The 15562-nt window shown below is 70.0% G+C and carries 18 protein-coding genes; 12 read left to right on the top strand and 6 right to left on the bottom strand.

Features of this window, described 5'->3' with window-relative positions:
• Positions 1-84: 84 nt before the first annotated feature.
• From atpB to ACIRFH_RS04100, 9 genes are all read left to right on the top strand, one after another.
• Positions 85-906 carry a F0F1 ATP synthase subunit A gene (gene atpB, locus ACIRFH_RS04140; RefSeq protein ID WP_403516995.1) on the top strand — a complete coding sequence of 274 codons (822 nt, stop codon included), beginning with the start codon at positions 85-87 and terminating at the stop codon, positions 904-906.
• 75 nt (positions 907-981) lie between these two features.
• Complete coding sequence (locus tag ACIRFH_RS04135; protein ID WP_005311859.1) at positions 982-1221, top strand: ATP synthase subunit C; 240 nt, start codon at positions 982-984, stop codon at positions 1219-1221.
• 44 nt (positions 1222-1265) lie between these two features.
• Complete coding sequence (locus ACIRFH_RS04130; RefSeq protein WP_403516994.1) at positions 1266-1823, top strand: F0F1 ATP synthase subunit B; 558 nt, start codon at positions 1266-1268, stop codon at positions 1821-1823.
• A gap of 5 nt (positions 1824-1828) precedes the next feature.
• Positions 1829-2644, top strand: a complete 816-nt coding sequence (locus ACIRFH_RS04125) for a F0F1 ATP synthase subunit delta (protein WP_403516993.1) — start codon at positions 1829-1831, stop codon at positions 2642-2644.
• A 175-nt stretch (positions 2645-2819) separates the two neighbouring features.
• Positions 2820-4409, top strand: coding sequence for a F0F1 ATP synthase subunit alpha (atpA, locus tag ACIRFH_RS04120; RefSeq protein ID WP_403516992.1), 1590 nt, complete (start codon positions 2820-2822; stop codon positions 4407-4409).
• 21 nt (positions 4410-4430) lie between these two features.
• Positions 4431-5348: a F0F1 ATP synthase subunit gamma gene (locus ACIRFH_RS04115; RefSeq protein ID WP_403516991.1), complete on the top strand. Its 918-nt coding sequence runs from the start codon at positions 4431-4433 to the stop codon at positions 5346-5348.
• Positions 5348-6796: a F0F1 ATP synthase subunit beta gene (gene atpD / locus ACIRFH_RS04110; protein WP_355515648.1), complete on the top strand. Its 1449-nt coding sequence runs from the start codon at positions 5348-5350 to the stop codon at positions 6794-6796. The genes ACIRFH_RS04115 and atpD overlap by 1 nt, the downstream gene beginning before the upstream one ends.
• Before the next feature lie 130 nt (positions 6797-6926).
• Positions 6927-7301 carry a F0F1 ATP synthase subunit epsilon gene (locus ACIRFH_RS04105; protein WP_019326852.1) on the top strand — a complete coding sequence of 125 codons (375 nt, stop codon included), beginning with the start codon at positions 6927-6929 and terminating at the stop codon, positions 7299-7301.
• A 129-nt stretch (positions 7302-7430) separates the two neighbouring features.
• Entirely contained in the window at positions 7431-7877 is a 447-nt protein-coding gene (locus ACIRFH_RS04100) for a DUF2550 domain-containing protein (RefSeq protein WP_403516990.1), read from the top strand.
• A gap of 63 nt (positions 7878-7940) precedes the next feature.
• On the opposite strand, the gene ACIRFH_RS04095 is transcribed toward ACIRFH_RS04100, so the two are convergent.
• The 3 genes from ACIRFH_RS04095 to ACIRFH_RS04085 all read right to left on the bottom strand — a co-directional run bounded on the left by ACIRFH_RS04095 (position 7941) and on the right by ACIRFH_RS04085 (position 11713).
• Positions 7941-9764, bottom strand: a complete 1824-nt coding sequence (locus tag ACIRFH_RS04095) for a glycosyl hydrolase family 18 protein (RefSeq protein WP_403516989.1) — start codon at positions 9762-9764, stop codon at positions 7941-7943.
• 123 nt (positions 9765-9887) lie between these two features.
• Positions 9888-10529: a response regulator gene (locus ACIRFH_RS04090; protein ID WP_403516988.1), complete on the bottom strand. Its 642-nt coding sequence runs from the start codon at positions 10527-10529 to the stop codon at positions 9888-9890.
• Entirely contained in the window at positions 10526-11713 is a 1188-nt protein-coding gene (locus tag ACIRFH_RS04085; RefSeq protein WP_403516987.1) for a sensor histidine kinase, read from the bottom strand. The genes ACIRFH_RS04090 and ACIRFH_RS04085 overlap by 4 nt, the downstream gene beginning before the upstream one ends.
• Before the next feature lie 152 nt (positions 11714-11865).
• Between ACIRFH_RS04085 and ACIRFH_RS04080 the strand changes: the two genes are divergently transcribed.
• Positions 11866-12453, top strand: coding sequence for a hypothetical protein (locus tag ACIRFH_RS04080; RefSeq protein WP_403516986.1), 588 nt, complete (start codon positions 11866-11868; stop codon positions 12451-12453).
• Positions 12450-12635, top strand: a complete 186-nt coding sequence (locus tag ACIRFH_RS04075; protein WP_403516985.1) for a DUF5708 family protein — start codon at positions 12450-12452, stop codon at positions 12633-12635. The genes ACIRFH_RS04080 and ACIRFH_RS04075 overlap by 4 nt, the downstream gene beginning before the upstream one ends.
• Here the strand turns inward: ACIRFH_RS04075 and ACIRFH_RS04070 are convergent.
• From ACIRFH_RS04070 to ACIRFH_RS04060, 3 genes are read right to left on the bottom strand one after another with little or no spacing between them, the layout of a single operon-like run.
• The gene (locus ACIRFH_RS04070; protein ID WP_403516984.1) at positions 12632-13204 is read right to left on the bottom strand and encodes a cob(I)yrinic acid a,c-diamide adenosyltransferase; all 573 of its coding nucleotides are present in this window, start codon (positions 13202-13204) and stop codon (positions 12632-12634) included. The genes ACIRFH_RS04075 and ACIRFH_RS04070 overlap by 4 nt on opposite strands.
• A gap of 13 nt (positions 13205-13217) precedes the next feature.
• Entirely contained in the window at positions 13218-13967 is a 750-nt protein-coding gene (locus ACIRFH_RS04065) for an ABC transporter permease (RefSeq protein ID WP_403516983.1), read from the bottom strand.
• 24 nt (positions 13968-13991) lie between these two features.
• Positions 13992-14774 carry an ATP-binding cassette domain-containing protein gene (locus ACIRFH_RS04060; RefSeq protein ID WP_403516982.1) on the bottom strand — a complete coding sequence of 261 codons (783 nt, stop codon included), beginning with the start codon at positions 14772-14774 and terminating at the stop codon, positions 13992-13994.
• 80 nt (positions 14775-14854) lie between these two features.
• Between ACIRFH_RS04060 and ACIRFH_RS04055 the strand changes: the two genes are divergently transcribed.
• Entirely contained in the window at positions 14855-15496 is a 642-nt protein-coding gene (locus ACIRFH_RS04055) for a TetR/AcrR family transcriptional regulator (protein WP_403516981.1), read from the top strand.
• The last annotated feature ends 66 nt before the right edge of the window (positions 15497-15562 follow it).

The raw sequence follows: 15562 nt of genomic DNA, 5'->3' as shown, positions 1-15562 counted from the left end.
CCAAATCCGTGCCGAACCGCGGCTCCGCGCCGCGCCGACACCACGAGGTTGCCGTACCTATGCGCCACGCTGAAGGAGCCCGCGGTGAGTGCTGACCCGACGCAGGTGCTCGCCTTCGAGACCGACTGCCACATTTTCGACGGCTGTGGCTTCCCGGCCCCGGGCCTGCACTCGTTCCTGTTCGAGCCCCTGTGGGGCGACGGGGACAGCAACGTGTACTTCAACAAGACGATGTTGCTGGCGCTGCTCGGCTCGCTCGTCGTCATCGGCTTCTTCTGGGCGGCCTTCCGTAAGCCGAAGGTTGTCCCGGGCAAGCTCCAGATGGTCGCCGAGGCCGGCTACGACTTCATCCGGCGCGGTGTCGTGTACGAGACCATCGGCAAGAAGGAAGGCGAGAAGTACGTCCCGCTGGTCGTCTCGCTGTTCTTCTTCATCTGGATGATGAACCTGTGGTCGATCGTCCCGATCGCCCAGTTCCCGGTGACGTCGATCATCTCCTATCCGGCAGTGCTGGCCGCGATCGTCTACGTCCTGTGGGTCTCCCTGACCTTCAAGCGGCACGGATTCGTCGGCGCGTTCAAGAACTTCACGGGGTACAACAAGGACCTCGGCCCGGTGCTGCCGCTGGCCATGGTGATCGAGTTCTTCTCGAACCTGATCGTCCGCCCCTTCACTCACGCCGTGCGACTGTTCGCGAACATGTTCGCGGGTCACACGCTGCTTCTGCTCTTCACGATCGCCAGCTGGTACCTGCTCAACGGCATCGGCATTGCCTACGCAGGTGTCTCTTTCATCATGGTCATCGTGATGACGGCCTTCGAGCTCTTCGTTCAGGCCCTCCAGGCGTACGTGTTCGTGCTCCTGACCTGCACCTTCATTCAGGGCGCGCTCGCCGAGCACCACTGAGCACTCGCCTCACCCACCCCGAAGACGTCCGGTGGCCAACCCCCACCGGTCCTTGAAAGAGAAGGAAGAACTGGCATGTCCCAGACTCTCGCCGCTGTCACCGGTGACCTCAAGGCGCTCGGCTCCATCGGCTACGGTCTCGCCGCCATCGGCCCCGGCGTCGGCGTCGGCATCATCTTCGGCAACGGCACCCAGGCCCTGGCCCGTCAGCCCGAGGCTGCCGGCCTGATCCGCGCCAACCAGATCCTGGGCTTCGCCTTCTGTGAGGCGCTCGCCCTGATCGGTCTGGTTATGCCGTTCGTCTACGGCTCCTGATCACTTCAGGCTGACGACCAGCAACCCAGACGAAAGGCAACGATATGAGCCAGCTGCTCATCCTGGCGGCTGAGGGGGAGGCAGAGAACCCCCTCATCCCGCCGATCCCCGAGCTCGTCATCGGCCTGATCGCCTTCGTCGTCGTCTTCGGCTTCCTCGCCTGGAAGCTTCTTCCGAACATCAACAAGGTTCTGGAAGAGCGTCGCGAGGCCATCGAGGGCGGTATCGAGAAGGCCGAGGCCGCGCAGACCGAGGCCCAGAGCGTGCTCGAGCAGTACAAGGCTCAGCTCGCCGAGGCCCGGCACGAGGCCGCGCGCCTGCGCCAGGAGGCGCAGGAGCAGGGAGCCACGCTCATCGCCGAGATGCGCGCGGAGGGCCAGCGGCAGCGTGAGGAGATCATCGCCGCCGGTCACGCCCAGATCCAGGCCGACCGCAAGGCCGCCGCGTCCGCGCTGCGCCAGGACGTCGGCAAGCTGGCCACCGACCTGGCCGGCAAGCTCGTCGGCGAGTCCCTCGAGGACCACGCCCGGCAGAGCCGCGTCATCGACCGCTTCCTGGACGAGCTCGAGGACAAGGCGACGACGGCAGAGGCAACCCGATGAGTGGGATGCACGGAGCGAGCCGCGAGGCCCTGGCCGCCGCACGCGAGCGTCTCGACGCGCTGACGGACTCCACGTCCGTGGACGCCGGCTCGCTCGCCGACGAGCTGGCCGCCGTCACCGCGCTGCTCCACCGCGAGGTGTCGCTGCGTCGGGTCCTGACCGACCCGGCGCAGGCCGGCGAGGCCAAGGCCGAACTGGCCCAGCGACTCCTGGGCACCCAGGTCAGCGGTTCCGCCGTCGACCTGGTGTCCGGCATGGTGCGCTCCCGCTGGTCGCAGTCCCGCGACCTGGTGGACGCGCTGGAGGAGCTGGCGGACACCGCCGACCTCACCGCCGCGCAGAAGCGGGGCCGGCTCGACAACGTCGAGGACGAGCTGTTCCGGTTCGGCCGGATCGTCGCCTCGAACACCGAGCTGCGCGCCGCGCTGACCAACCGGTCGGCCACCACCGCGGCCAAGGGCGAGCTGCTGCGCAGCCTGCTCGGCGGCCGGGCGGAGCGGACCACCGAGCGTCTGGTGACGCGCCTGGTGACCGCGCCGCGGGGACGTAGCCTGGAGTCGGGACTCGAGTCCCTGTCCAAGCTCGCCGCGGACCGCCGGGACCGCATGGTCGCCGTCGTCACGTCGGCGGTGCCGCTGAGCGACACGCAGAAGCAGCGCCTCGGCGCCGCCCTCGCGAAGATCTACGGCCGTCCGATGCACCTCAACCTCGACGTGGACCCCGAGGTCCTCGGCGGGATCCGGGTGCAGGTCGGTGACGAGGTCATCAACGGCTCCATCGCGGACCGCCTGGAGGACGCCGGCCGCCGCATGGCGAGCTAGCGACCCGCCGCGGCGGCCCGAGCGGCCGACGGCACACAGCAGAACAAGCAGTACGTACTTACGACGGCCCTGGTTGGGCCGTGCAGAGGATTCACCTCTTACTGGGGGGAGTCCCGACTCGTGGAATACCCCCCAAGTGAAACTTCGGGCCCAACAAGGAGAGCAGGGAACTCAGATGGCGGAGCTCACGATCCGGCCGGAGGAGATCCGGGACGCACTGGAGAACTTCGTCCAGTCGTACAAGCCGGACGCGGCCTCGCGCGAGGAGGTCGGTACGGTCACCCTTGCCGGCGACGGCATCGCGAAGGTCGAGGGTCTTCCCTCGGCCATGGCCAACGAGCTGCTGAAGTTCGAGGACGGCACCCTCGGCCTCGCCCTCAACCTCGAGGAGCGCGAGATCGGTGCCATCGTCCTCGGTGAGTTCAGCGGCATCGAGGAGGGCCAGCCGGTCACCCGCACCGGCGAGGTCCTGTCGGTCGCCGTGGGCGAGGGCTACCTCGGCCGCGTGGTCGACCCCCTCGGCAACCCGATCGACGGCCTCGGCGAGATCGAGACCGAGGGCCGCCGCGCCCTCGAGCTGCAGGCCCCCACGGTCATGCAGCGCAAGTCGGTGCACGAGCCGATGGAGACGGGCTACAAGGCCGTCGACGCCATGACCCCGATCGGCCGCGGTCAGCGTCAGCTGATCATCGGCGACCGCCAGACCGGCAAGACCGCCCTGGCCGTCGACACGATCATCAACCAGCGCGACAACTGGCGCTCGGGCGACCCGAAGAAGCAGGTCCGCTGCATCTACGTCGCCATCGGCCAGAAGGGTTCCACCATCGCGTCGGTCCGCCGCGCGCTGGAGGAGAACGGCGCGCTGGAGTACACGACCATCGTGGCCGCCCCGGCGTCCGACCCGGCCGGCTTCAAGTACCTGGCGCCGTACACCGGCTCGGCCATCGGCCAGCAGTGGATGTACGAGGGCAAGCACGTCCTGATCATCTTCGACGACCTGTCGAAGCAGGCCGACGCCTACCGCGCCGTGTCGCTGCTGCTGCGTCGCCCGCCGGGCCGCGAGGCCTACCCGGGTGACGTCTTCTACCTGCACTCCCGTCTGCTGGAGCGCTGCGCGAAGCTCTCCGACGACATGGGCGCCGGTTCGATGACGGGTCTGCCGATCGTCGAGACCAAGGCCAACGACGTCTCGGCGTTCATCCCGACCAACGTCATCTCCATCACCGACGGCCAGTGCTTCCTGGAGTCCGACCTGTTCAACGCCGGCCAGCGTCCGGCCCTGAACGTCGGTATCTCGGTCTCCCGCGTCGGTGGCTCCGCCCAGCACAAGGCCATGAAGCAGGTCTCCGGCCGGCTGCGCGTGGACCTCGCCCAGTTCCGCGAGCTGGAGGCGTTCGCCGCCTTCGGTTCCGACCTGGACGCCGCGTCGAAGGCGCAGCTGGAGCGCGGTCAGCGCATGGTCGAGCTGCTGAAGCAGGACCAGTACCAGCCGATGTCCACCGAGGACCAGGTCGTCTCCGTCTGGGCCGGCACCACCGGCAAGATGGACGAGGTGCCCGTCGCCGACATCCGCCGCTTCGAGAAGGAGCTGCTGGAGTACCTGCACCGCCAGGAGCAGGGCCTCATGACCTCCATCCGCGAGGGCGGCAAGATGTCCGACGACACCCTGCAGGCCGTCGCCGACGCGATCGCGGCGTTCAAGAAGCAGTTCGAGACCTCGGACGGCAAGCTGCTCGGCGAGGACGCCCCGTCCGCCGCCAAGTGACGTAAGGAAGGGACCTGACTCATGGGAGCCCAGCTCCGGGTCTACAAGCGTCGCATCCGATCCGTCACCGCGACCAAGAAGATCACCAAGGCGATGGAGATGATCGCCGCCTCGCGCGTCGTCAAGGCGCAGCGCAAGGTGGCGGCCTCCACGCCGTACGCGCAGGAACTGACCCGCGCGGTCACGGCGGTCGGCACCGGGTCGAACACGAAGCACCCGCTCACCACGGAGGCGGACAACCCGACCCGTGCCGCGGTCCTGCTCCTCACGAGCGACCGCGGTCTGGCCGGCGCCTTCAACTCCAACGCCATCAAGGCGGCGGAGCAGCTGACCGAGCGCCTCGAGCGCGAGGGCCGGCAGGTCGAGACGTACATCGTCGGCCGGCGCGGTCTGGCCCACTACAACTTCCGTGAGCGCAAGGTCGCGGAGTCGTTCACGGGCTTCACCGACGAGCCGACGTACGCGGACGCCAAGAAGGTCGCGGCGCCGCTGATCGAGGCCATCGAGAAGGAGACGGCCGAGGGCGGCGTGGACGAGCTCCACATCGTCTACACCGAGTTCGTCTCGATGATGACGCAGACGGCGGTCGACTCCCGGCTGCTTCCGCTGCGCCTCGAAGAGGTGGCGCAGGAGTCGGCGGCGAAGGGCGAGATCCTCCCGCTGTACGACTTCGAGCCGTCGGCGGAGGACGTCCTCGACGCCCTGCTGCCGCGCTACGTCGAGAGCCGCATCTACAACGCGCTGCTCCAGTCGGCCGCTTCCAAGCACGCCGCCACGCGGCGCGCGATGAAGTCGGCCACCGACAACGCGGGCGAGCTGATCAACACGCTCTCCCGTCTTGCCAACGCGGCCCGCCAGGCCGAAATCACCCAGGAAATCAGCGAGATCGTCGGTGGCGCGAGCGCCCTGGCCGACGCGACCGCGGGGAGTGACAACTAATGACCACCACTGTTGAGCCGACCGCTGCGTCGGGCGTGGCCACCGGCCGCGTCGCGCGGGTCATCGGCCCGGTCGTCGACGTGGAGTTCCCCGTCGACGCGATGCCGGAGATCTACAACGCCCTCCACGTCGAGGTCGCCGACCCGGCGCAGGCGGGCGAGATCAAGACGCTGACCCTGGAGGTCGCCCAGCACCTGGGTGACGGCCTGGTCCGCACCATCTCGATGCAGCCCACCGACGGCCTGGTCCGCCAGGCCCCGGTGACCGACACGGGCTCGGCGATCTCCGTCCCCGTCGGCGACTTCACCAAGGGCAAGGTGTTCAACACCCTCGGCGAGGTGCTGAACGTCGACGAGACCTACACCGGTGAGCGCTGGCCGATCCACCGCAAGGCGCCCAACTTCGACGAGCTCGAGTCGAAGACCGAGATGTTCGAGACCGGCGTCAAGGTCATCGACCTGCTGACCCCGTACGTCAAGGGCGGCAAGATCGGTCTGTTCGGCGGCGCCGGCGTCGGCAAGACGGTGCTCATCCAGGAGATGATCTACCGCGTCGCCAACAACCACGACGGTGTCTCCGTGTTCGCCGGTGTCGGTGAGCGCACCCGTGAGGGCAACGACCTCATCGACGAGATGAGCGAGTCGGGCGTCATCGACAAGACCGCGCTGGTCTTCGGCCAGATGGACGAGCCCCCGGGCACCCGTCTGCGCGTGGCCCTGGCCGGTCTGACCATGGCGGAGTACTTCCGCGATGTGCAGAAGCAGGACGTGCTGTTCTTCATCGACAACATCTTCCGCTTCACCCAGGCCGGTTCCGAGGTGTCGACCCTGCTCGGCCGTATGCCCTCCGCGGTGGGCTACCAGCCGAACCTGGCCGACGAGATGGGTCTCCTCCAGGAGCGCATCACCTCGACCCGCGGTCACTCGATCACCTCGATGCAGGCGATCTACGTCCCCGCGGACGACCTGACCGACCCGGCCCCGGCCACCACCTTCGCCCACCTCGACGCGACGACGGTTCTGTCCCGTCCGATCTCCGAGAAGGGCATCTACCCGGCCGTGGACCCGCTGGACTCCACGTCCCGCATCCTCGACCCGCGGTACATCGCGGCGGACCACTACCAGGCCGCGATGCGCGTGAAGAACATCCTGCAGAAGTACAAGGACCTGCAGGACATCATCGCGATCCTCGGTATCGACGAGCTCGGCGAGGAGGACAAGCTCGTCGTCCACCGTGCCCGTCGCGTGGAGCGCTTCCTGTCCCAGAACACCCACGTCGCCAAGCAGTTCACCGGCGTGGACGGTTCGGACGTGCCGCTGGACGAGTCGATCGCCGCGTTCAACGCGATCTGCGACGGTGAGTACGACCACTTCCCGGAGCAGGCGTTCTTCATGTGCGGTGGCATCGAGGACCTGAAGAAGAACGCGAAGGAGCTCGGCGTCTCCTGAGCCTCGCGCTCATCGTGGGCCCCCGGGCCCACACCGGAGGGGGCGGGCACGTCCCGCCCCCTCCGGCACGCCCCTTAGACTTGTAACCAACACCCGGCTCTCCCGCCGGGTGGTGACCCGAGGAGCCACCTTGGCTGCTGAGCTGCACGTCGCGCTGGTCGCGGCCGACCGAGAGGTCTGGTCCGGCGAGGCCACTCTGGTCGTCGCGCGCACCACGTCCGGCGACATCGGCGTCATGCCCGGTCACCAGCCGCTGCTCGGTGTGCTGGAGTCGGGCCCGGTGACCATCCGTACGAGTGATGGTGGAACGGTCGTCGCCGCGGTGCACGGCGGTTTCATCTCGTTCGCCGACAACAAGCTGTCGCTGCTGGCCGAGATCGCCGAGCTGTCGGACGAGATCGATGTCCAGCGTGCGGAGCGCGAGCTCGAGCGCGCGAAGGCGGAGGGCGACGCCCACGCCGAGCGCCGCGCGGACGTCCGACTGCGCGCGGCGGCGGGGCGCTGACCCACGACGCTGTGCTATGACGTCACTCAGCCGCGGCTGGGACCGGAGCGATCCGGACCCGGCCGCGGCTGAGGCAGATCAGGGTGATTTTTCCGTTCCGTTACCTAGGAGACGAGGAGGTCGGTGCCGATGGTCCTCGCTCTGACCGTGTGCGGAATTGTCGTCGCCCTGGTGGTGGTCGGACTGTTCGTCTTCGGTCTGCGCCGCAGGCTGATCCAGCGTTCCGGCGGCACCTTCGACTGTTCCCTGCGCTGGGACGCGCCCGAGGAGGGCGACGCCGGCGGCAAGGGCTGGGCCTACGGTGTGGCCCGCTACAACGGCGACCGGGTCGAGTGGTACCGCGTCTTCTCGTACTCCCCGCGCCCGCGCCGGGTCCTGGAACGCGCGTCGATCGAGGTGGCCGGCCGGCGCCTCCCGGACGGCGAGGAGGAGCTGGCGCTGCTCTCCGACGCCGTCGTCCTCGCCTGTCTGCACCAGGGCACCCGGCTCGAACTGGCGATGAGCGAGGACGCGCTGACCGGGTTCCTCGCGTGGCTGGAGGCGGCCCCGCCCGGTCAGCGCGTGAATGTGGCGTAGTCGCGTTCACCCTCCCCCGGACGAGGTCCGGAAGAGGGTGAAGTCGCTCGGAGCTGTTCGGTTCTACCTCAGACCGCTGTCGATGGCGCTCACCAGCTCGCCGTTCGCGGTGTCGCCGCTGAACTCCCAGAAGAACGCGCCGCCCAGGCCCTGGTTCTTGGCCCAGGTCATCTTGCCGGCGATGGTGGACGGGGTGTCGTAGGACCACCAGTTGCCGCCGCAGTGGGCGTAGGCCGTGCCGCCCACGGTGCCGGTGACGGGGCAGGCCGTCTTGAGGACCTTGTAGTCCTCGATGCCCGCCTCGTAGGTGCCGGCCGCCGGGCCGGTGGCGGTGCCGCCGGGGGCGGACTGGGTGACGCCGGTCCAGCCGCGGCCGTAGAAGCCGATGCCGAGCAGCAGCTTGGCGGACGGCACGCCCTTGGCCTTGAGCTTGGCGATCGCGGCGGCGGAGGTGAAGCCCTCCTTCGGGATGCCGGGGTACGAGGTGAGCGGCGAGTGGGGAGCGGTCGGACCGGTCTTGTCCCAGGCGCCGAAGTAGTCGTACGTCATCACGTTGTACCAGTCGAGGTACTGGGCGGCGCCGCCGTAGTCGGCCGCGTCGATCTTGCCGCCCTCGGAGGCGTCCGCGGTGATCGCGGCGGTGATCAGGTAGTCCTTGCCGAACTCGGCGCGCAGGGCCTGCGAGAGCGTCCTGAACGCCGCGGGGCCGGAGGTGTCACAGGTCAGGCCGCAGGCGTTCGGGTACTCCCAGTCGATGTCGATGCCGTCGAAGACGTCGGCCCAGCGCGGGTCCTCCACGACGGCCTTGCACGACTTGGCGAACGCCGCCGCGTTCTGTGCGGCCTGGCCGAAGCCGCCGGAGTAGGTCCAGCCGCCGAAGGAGTACAGCACCTTGATGTGCGGGTACTTCGCCTTCAGCTGGCGCAGCTGGTTGAAGTTGCCGCGCAGCGGCTGGTCCCAGGTGTCGGCGGTGCCGCTGACGGACTGGTCGGCGGTGTAGGACTTCTCGTACGCGGCGAAGGTGTCGTCGACGGTGCACTGACCGTTCTTGACGTTGCCGAACGCGTAGTTGATGTGGGTGATCTTGGAGGCGGAGCCCGAGGTCACCAGGTTCTTGACGTGGTAGTTGCGCCCGTAGACGCCCCACTCGGTGAAGTAGCCGAGGTTGACCTTCTCACCGGGCTGCGGACCGGGGTCCGTGGTCCCGGTGGTGCGGACCTTGACCGCGCCGCTGACCGGGCCGGTCTGGTCGGCGGTGTCGCGGGCCTGGACGGTGTACGAGTAGTCGGTGCCCTTGGTGAGGCCGGTGTCCGTGTACGTGGTGCCGGTCACGGTGGCGACCTTGGCGCCGTCGCGCAGGACGTCGTAGTTCTTGACGCCCTTGTCGTCGGTCGCGGCCGGCCAGGACAGCTTCACCGAGGTGTCGGTGATGCCGGAGGCGGTCGGGGTGCCCGGCGCGGAGGGGGGCGCGTCGCCGGGGACGGAGGTGCCGTCGCAGCTGCCGCCGTTGAGCTTGCAGCCGGAGGGGGAGCCCGGGCCGCTGCCGTTGAAGCCGAAGGAGACCGAGGCGCCGGGGGCGAGCGTCCCGTTCCAGCCGACGTTCTTGGCGGTCCAGTGGTCGGCGGAGTTGGTGACCGTGGCGTCCCAGGCGGAGGTGACCTTGGTGCCCGAGGGGAAGTCCCACTCGACGGTCCAGGAGGTGATGGTCGTCGTGCCCGTGTTCTTCACGGTCCAGCTGCCGCCGAAGCCCGTGCCCCAGTCCGACGTCTTGGTGAAGGTGGCGGTGGCACTCGTGGCCGCCTGGGCGGGGCTCGCGAGCCCGACCAGTCCGGCGAGGGGGAGGGCCAGGGTCGCGGCGAGTGCCGCGGCTCGGTGTCTGAAGCGCATGCTGCGCCTCCTTATGTGGGGATGTTGTTGTGAGCATGACTGAACCGCATGCTCGCAGTGCCGCGAGGATAGAAAGGTCTGGACCAGAGGTCAATAGGTCTGGACCACTGCTCGCCGAGTCGGCTAGATCCCCAACTCCTGTGCCAGTACCGCCGCTTGCACCCGGTTGTGCAGCCCCAGCTTCCCCAGCAGACGGCTGACGTGCGTCTTCACCGTGGCCTCGGCCATGTCCAGACGTGCGGCGATCGCGGCGTTGGACAACCCTTCGCCGAGGCAGGACAGGACCTCGCGCTCCCGCCGGGTCAGACTCCCGAGGACGGCCGGGTCGGCGGTGGACTCCCGGGCCGGCCGCGCCGCGAACTCGGCGATCAGGCGCCGGGTGACGGCCGGGGCGACGATCCCCTCGCCGCCCGCCACCGTGCGCACGGCGGTGATCAGGTCCCTCGCCTCCGTGTTCTTCAGCAGGAACCCGGCGGCACCGGCCCTGAGCGCCCCGAAGACGTACTCGTCGAGGTCGAAGGTGGTCAGCACGAGCACGTCGGCCAGCCCTTCGTCGACCACCTGCCGGGTCGCCGACACCCCGTCCAGGCGGGGCATCTGCACGTCCATCAGGACCAGGTCGGGGCGCAGCTCCCGGGCCAGCGCCACCGCGCGCTCGCCGTCCTCGGCCTCGCCGACCACCTCGATGTCCGGGGCGCTGCCCAGGATGAGCACCAGTCCCGCGCGGACGGCGGACTGGTCCTCGGCGACCAGGACGCGGATCATGAGAGGTCTCCTTCGGTCAGGGGCAGGGTGGCGCGGACGGTCCAGACCTCGGCGCCGGCCGCCGGCTCGGGCCCGGCCTCGAAGGTGCCGTGCAGCAGCGCGGCCCGCTCGCGCATGCCGACCAGACCGGCGCCCGAGCCGGGGGCCCGCGGCGCGTCCCGGTCACCGTACGGGCTGGTGACCCGGACACGCAGGAGGGCCCCGTCGCGGGTGACGGCCACCTCGACCGGCCCCTGCGACGCGTGCTTCAGCGCGTTCGTCAGCGACTCCTGCACGATGCGGTACGCGGCCAGCCCGACCGGCGCGGGCACTCCCTCGCCGGGCGTCGCCGCCAGGGTGACGTCGAGGCCGTTGGCGCGGGCGCCGTCGACCAGGGCGCCGAGGCCGTCGAGGGTGGGCGCGGCGGCCGGTCCGGTGTCCCCGCCGGTGTCCCGCAGGATGCCGATCAGCCGCCGCATCTCGGCCAGTCCGTCGACGCTGTTCTCCCGGATCACGCCCAGGGCCTGCCGGGTGGTCGCCGGATCGTCCAGGGACAGGGCGGCCGTGGAGTGGATGGCGATCGCGGAGAGGTGGTTGGCGACCATGTCGTGCAACTCGCGGGCCATCCGCGACCGTTCCGCGGTCACCGCCTGCACGCGGTCCATCTCGGCCAGCAGCGCGGTCTGCTCGGCGCGCAGCCGGGCCGCGTCGGCGGCCTCGCGGTGGCTGCGCACGATCAGGCCGGTGGACGCGGGCGCGAACGACACGATGCCGACGGCGACGCCGATCAGCAGCGCCTCGGGCACCCGCCACAGCGCGAACGGCACGATCGTGGCGGCCACCGTGAGCAGCCCGGTGATCCACGGGATGCGGCGGGCCGAGGCGGGCGGTCCGTAGAGGACGGCGGCGTACATCAGGTCGGTGTACATGATCACCGTGACCAGGCTGCCCTGCGTGAGCAGGTCCCCGACCAGCGCGGCCGTGCCGATCAGCAGGCCGGTGCGCGGCGCGGCCCGGCGCAGCAGCTCGCAGCCCGCCGTGACGGCGAGCGGGACGAGCAGCGGCCAGCGGCCGTCGAACAGCACGATCGGCTCGTCGGCCGGCCGGACGCCCAGGCCGATGCCCCACAGCAGCAGTCCGCCGAGCAGACCGGCCGACGCGGCGTACACGTCGAAGCGGCGCGGGCGGGGGAGTCGTACGGCCATGCCACCATCCAACACGGCCCGCGCCGCACCCGCCTGATCCCGGGGAAGGGTCTCGCGCTGCATCTTTCGATGTAGCGGAGGTTCGTCACCGACGACGACGATCCGGGCCGCCCGGCGGGAGAGGCTGGAAGAGCGATCGAGAGGAGCACACCGTGATCGTCACCCTGATCATCGTCTGCGAGATCGGCTTCTGGGTCCTGCTGACGGCCGGGCTGTCCGTCCGGTACCTGCTGAAGAAGCCGCGCGCGGGCATGGCGCTGCTGCTGTGCGAACCACTGCTGGAAATCGTGCTGCTGATCGCCACCGCGCTGGACCTGAAGAACGGCGCCGACCCGAGCTGGGAGCACGGCCTGGCGGCCCTGTACATCGGCTACACCGTGGGCCACGGCCACCGCACCGTGCAGTGGCTCGACGGACACGCCGCCCACCGGCTGGGCGGGGCGCCGAAACCGGCCGGACCGCCGCGCTACGGCATGGCCCGGGCCTGGCACGAGGGCAAGGTGTGGCTCGGCACGCTGATCGGCGCCGTCGTGGCGACCGGGCTGCTCCAGCTGGCCATGTGGTACGTCGGCGACCCGAGCCGCACCGGCTCCCTGGAGAGCTGGCAGCTCACGGCCTGGCGCGTCACCGGCATCCACGGCCTGATCGCCCTGTCGTACGCCGTCTGGCCGAAGCGGCCCCCGGCCGGTACCCCGGTCGCCTCCGGGGCGCAGAAGGAGAAGGAGATCACCCGCCGATGAGGTCGGAGCGGAACCTGTGGAAGGGCGGTGCCACCTTCGTGGCGGGCATCGCCCTCTGGCTGTTCGCCGGGGGAGTCGAGGTCCCCGTCGTGGACCCGGCGAAGGTCGGCGTCGTGATGATGTGCGTCGGCGGCGCGGAGACCGCGTGGGACCTGTTCCGGCCGGCGCGCCGACGGGCCTAGCGTTCCCCGCCCGGCACCCACAGCACGTCGCCGGTCTCCTTGTTGGCGGTGCGGGCCAGGATGAACAGCAGGTCCGACAGCCGGTTCAGGTAGGTCGCGGTGAGCGGGTTCATCGTCTCGCCGTGGACCTCCAGCGCCGCCCACGTGGAGCGCTCGGCCCGCCGGACCACGGTGCACGCCTGGTGCAGCAGGGCCGCGCCGGGCGTGCCGCCGGGCAGGATGAAGGAGCGCAGCTTCTCCAGCTCGGCCAGGAAGCGGTCGCAGTCCGCCTCCAGTCTGTCGACGTAGAACTGCTCGACGCGCAGCGGCGGGTACTGCGGATTCTCCACCACCGGCGTCGACAGGTCCGCGCCCACGTCGAACAGGTCGTTCTGGACGCGGACGAGGACCTTCACGACCTCCTCGGGCAGGCCGCCGAGGGCGATCGCCGTGCCGATCACCGCGTTCGCCTCGTTGGCGTCGGCGTACGCGGAGATCCGCAGGTCGGTCTTGGGAACCCGGCTCATGTCGCCGAGGGCGGTGGTGCCCTGGTCGCCGGTCCGGGTGTAGATGCGCGTCAGGTTGACCATGAGGCCAGCGTAGTTACGCTCCGGCGGTCCGGAAGACGCGTGTGCCCACCGTCACGGCCAGTGCGGTGAAGGCGACGGAGACGAGGACGCCGTACAGCATGTGCGCCGTCGCGTAGCTGCCGACGTAGGCGTCCCGCACCGCGTCCACCAGATAGCGGAACGGCATCAGGTGCGACAGCACGTCCAGCCACGCCGGGCCCAGGGTCATCGGGAGCATCAGGCCGGACAGCAGCATCGACGGCATCGTCAGCGCGTTGATCGTGGGTCCGAACTCCTGTGGCGTGCGGACCTTCATGGCCAGCGCGTACGACAGCGACGCCAGCGACACCGTGAGCAGCGCGACGAACGCGAAGCCGATCAGGACGCCGGGCAGGGGCGCGCGCAGGCCCATGACCACCGCCGCCAGGACCAGCAGCACCGCCTGGGAGGCGAAGACCGTGGCGTCCCGCAGTACCCGCCCCAGCAGCAGCGCGAGGCGGCTGACGGGTGTGACGCGCATGCGCTCGACCACGCCCTGGCCGTTCTCGATGATGATCGAGAAGCCCGCGAAGGAGGCACCGAACAGGCCGAGTTGGAGCAGCAGGCCGGGCACGAGCAGCTGCCAGGAGCTGCCCCGTCCGCCGAGCGGCAGGTCGGTCAGCAGCGGGCCGAAGAAGAGCAGGTACAGCAGCGGCATCAGGACGCCGAAGAGCAGCGCGAAGCGGGAGCGCAGGGACTGGCGCAGATAGCGGCCGTAGACGAGACCGGTGTCGTGGAGCAGCATCGGGGTCCTCGGATCCTCGGAGTTCTATACGGCTACGGGGGCGGCGTCCGCGGGTGCGGCGCCGCGGCCGGTGATGGCGAGGAAGGTGTCCTGGAGGGAGGCGTCGAGCGAGCCGCCGTACTCCAGCTTCAGGGCGGCCGGGGTGCCCTCGGCCGCCACCACGCCCCGGTCGACGACGACCAGGCGGTCGGAGAGGGCGTCGGCCTCGTCGAGGTAGTGGGTGGTCAGGAAGACCGTGGTGCCGTGCCCGTCGCGCAGCCGGCGCACCAGGTCCCACAGGTCGGCGCGGCTGCCCGGGTCCAGGCCGGTCGTCGGCTCGTCCAGGAAGAGCACCTCCGGGCGGTGCGTGAGCGCCATCGCGATGTCCAGCCGGCGCCGCTGTCCGCCGGAGAGCGCGCCGCACGCGCGGTCGAGCAGCCCGTCGAGGTCCAGGTCGCGGGCCAGCTCCTCGGCGCGCTCGGCGGCCCGCGCCCTGGACAGGCGGTACAGGCGGCCCTGGGTGACCAGCTCCTCCCGCACGGTGATCTGCGGGTCCACGCCGCCCGACTGCGCCACGTACCCGCAGGCCCGGCGCACCCCGGCCGGGTCGGCCACCAGGTCGTGACCGGCGACGGTGGCGGCGCCGGCGGTGGGGGCGAGCAGGGTCGTGAGCATCCGGAGGGTCGTGGTCTTGCCGGCGCCGTTGGGGCCCAGGAAGCCGAGGATCTCGCCCTCGCGGACGGTCAGGTCGATACCGCGCACCGCCTCGACGGGGCCGCGCCTGGTCTCGAAGGTACGGGCCAGACCGGCCGTACTGATGATTGCCATGCGCTCCAGAAAAACAGAGTCAATGAAAATTTGCAATGACCCCAAGTTTTGAGCAGCCCCAGCGAAGTTAGGATGCGGGCATGGCCGAGGGACTCAGGGAACGGAAGAAGCGGCAGACCCGGCAGTACATCTCGGATGTCGCCACGGGCCTGTTCCTGGAACGCGGCTTCGAGGCCGTGACGGTGGCGGAGATCGCGGACGCCGCGAACGTCTCCGTCAACACGGTCTACAACTACTTCCCGGCCAAGGAGGACCTCTTCCTCGACCGCTCCGAAGGCGTGGTCGACCGGCTCTCCCGCTGGGTGCGCGGGCGGCGCGACGGGGAGTCGGCGGCTCAGGCCGTGCTGCGCGAGCTGCGCGAGGAGGTCGAGTCCGTTTCGCCCCGGGTCGGCCTCATGGACGGGTACGCGCGCTTCACAGGGGTCATCCACTCCTCGCCCGCGCTGCGTTCCCGGCTCTGGGCGATCGCCCAGGAGGCGCAGGACAACCTGGAGCGCACCCTGCGCGAGGAGACCGGCGCCCCGGACGACGACCCCGTGCCCTCGCTGATGGCGGGACAGATCAGCTGGCTCCACGGCACGGTGACGACGACCATCGGCCGCCGCCTGATGGACGGCGGGAAGCCCGCCGAGGTGTCCCGCGACATCCTCGTGCTGCTGGACGAGATGGAGGACCTGTTGGGCGACAGGGTGCTCAACTACGCCGTCCGGGGCGCGGACTGACAGCCGAACGGCACCCCCCGGTGTGACGTCCGTCATTTGAGACGTGACGCGCGTTACTAACCGGTC

This window comes from Streptomyces sp. NPDC093586 (genome assembly GCF_044764905.1).
Lineage (GTDB): Bacteria > Actinomycetota > Actinomycetes > Streptomycetales > Streptomycetaceae > Streptomyces.
Note: the sequence above shows the minus strand (reverse complement) of the source record. Positions and strands in the feature narration are given on the sequence as shown.

What these genes read in the sequence shown, in the direction of transcription:
- ACIRFH_RS04135 (WP_005311859.1), top strand. Translation starts at nt 982, where the DNA reads ATGTCCCAGACTCTCGCCGCTGTCACCGGTGACCTCAAGGCGCTCGGC.
- ACIRFH_RS04130 (WP_403516994.1), top strand. Translation starts at nt 1,266, where the DNA reads ATGAGCCAGCTGCTCATCCTGGCGGCTGAGGGGGAGGCAGAGAACCCC.
- ACIRFH_RS04125 (WP_403516993.1), top strand. Translation starts at nt 1,829, where the DNA reads ATGCACGGAGCGAGCCGCGAGGCCCTGGCCGCCGCACGCGAGCGTCTC.
- atpA (WP_403516992.1), top strand. Translation starts at nt 2,820, where the DNA reads ATGGCGGAGCTCACGATCCGGCCGGAGGAGATCCGGGACGCACTGGAG.
- ACIRFH_RS04115 (WP_403516991.1), top strand. Translation starts at nt 4,431, where the DNA reads ATGGGAGCCCAGCTCCGGGTCTACAAGCGTCGCATCCGATCCGTCACC.
- atpD (WP_355515648.1), top strand. Translation starts at nt 5,348, where the DNA reads ATGACCACCACTGTTGAGCCGACCGCTGCGTCGGGCGTGGCCACCGGC.
- ACIRFH_RS04100 (WP_403516990.1), top strand. Translation starts at nt 7,431, where the DNA reads ATGGTCCTCGCTCTGACCGTGTGCGGAATTGTCGTCGCCCTGGTGGTG.
- ACIRFH_RS04095 (WP_403516989.1), bottom strand. Translation starts at nt 9,764, where the DNA reads ATGCGCTTCAGACACCGAGCCGCGGCACTCGCCGCGACCCTGGCCCTC.
- ACIRFH_RS04090 (WP_403516988.1), bottom strand. Translation starts at nt 10,529, where the DNA reads ATGATCCGCGTCCTGGTCGCCGAGGACCAGTCCGCCGTCCGCGCGGGA.
- ACIRFH_RS04085 (WP_403516987.1), bottom strand. Translation starts at nt 11,713, where the DNA reads ATGGCCGTACGACTCCCCCGCCCGCGCCGCTTCGACGTGTACGCCGCG.
- ACIRFH_RS04075 (WP_403516985.1), top strand. Translation starts at nt 12,450, where the DNA reads ATGAGGTCGGAGCGGAACCTGTGGAAGGGCGGTGCCACCTTCGTGGCG.
- ACIRFH_RS04070 (WP_403516984.1), bottom strand. Translation starts at nt 13,204, where the DNA reads ATGGTCAACCTGACGCGCATCTACACCCGGACCGGCGACCAGGGCACC.
- ACIRFH_RS04065 (WP_403516983.1), bottom strand. Translation starts at nt 13,967, where the DNA reads ATGCTGCTCCACGACACCGGTCTCGTCTACGGCCGCTATCTGCGCCAG.
- ACIRFH_RS04060 (WP_403516982.1), bottom strand. Translation starts at nt 14,774, where the DNA reads ATGGCAATCATCAGTACGGCCGGTCTGGCCCGTACCTTCGAGACCAGG.
- ACIRFH_RS04055 (WP_403516981.1), top strand. Translation starts at nt 14,855, where the DNA reads ATGGCCGAGGGACTCAGGGAACGGAAGAAGCGGCAGACCCGGCAGTAC.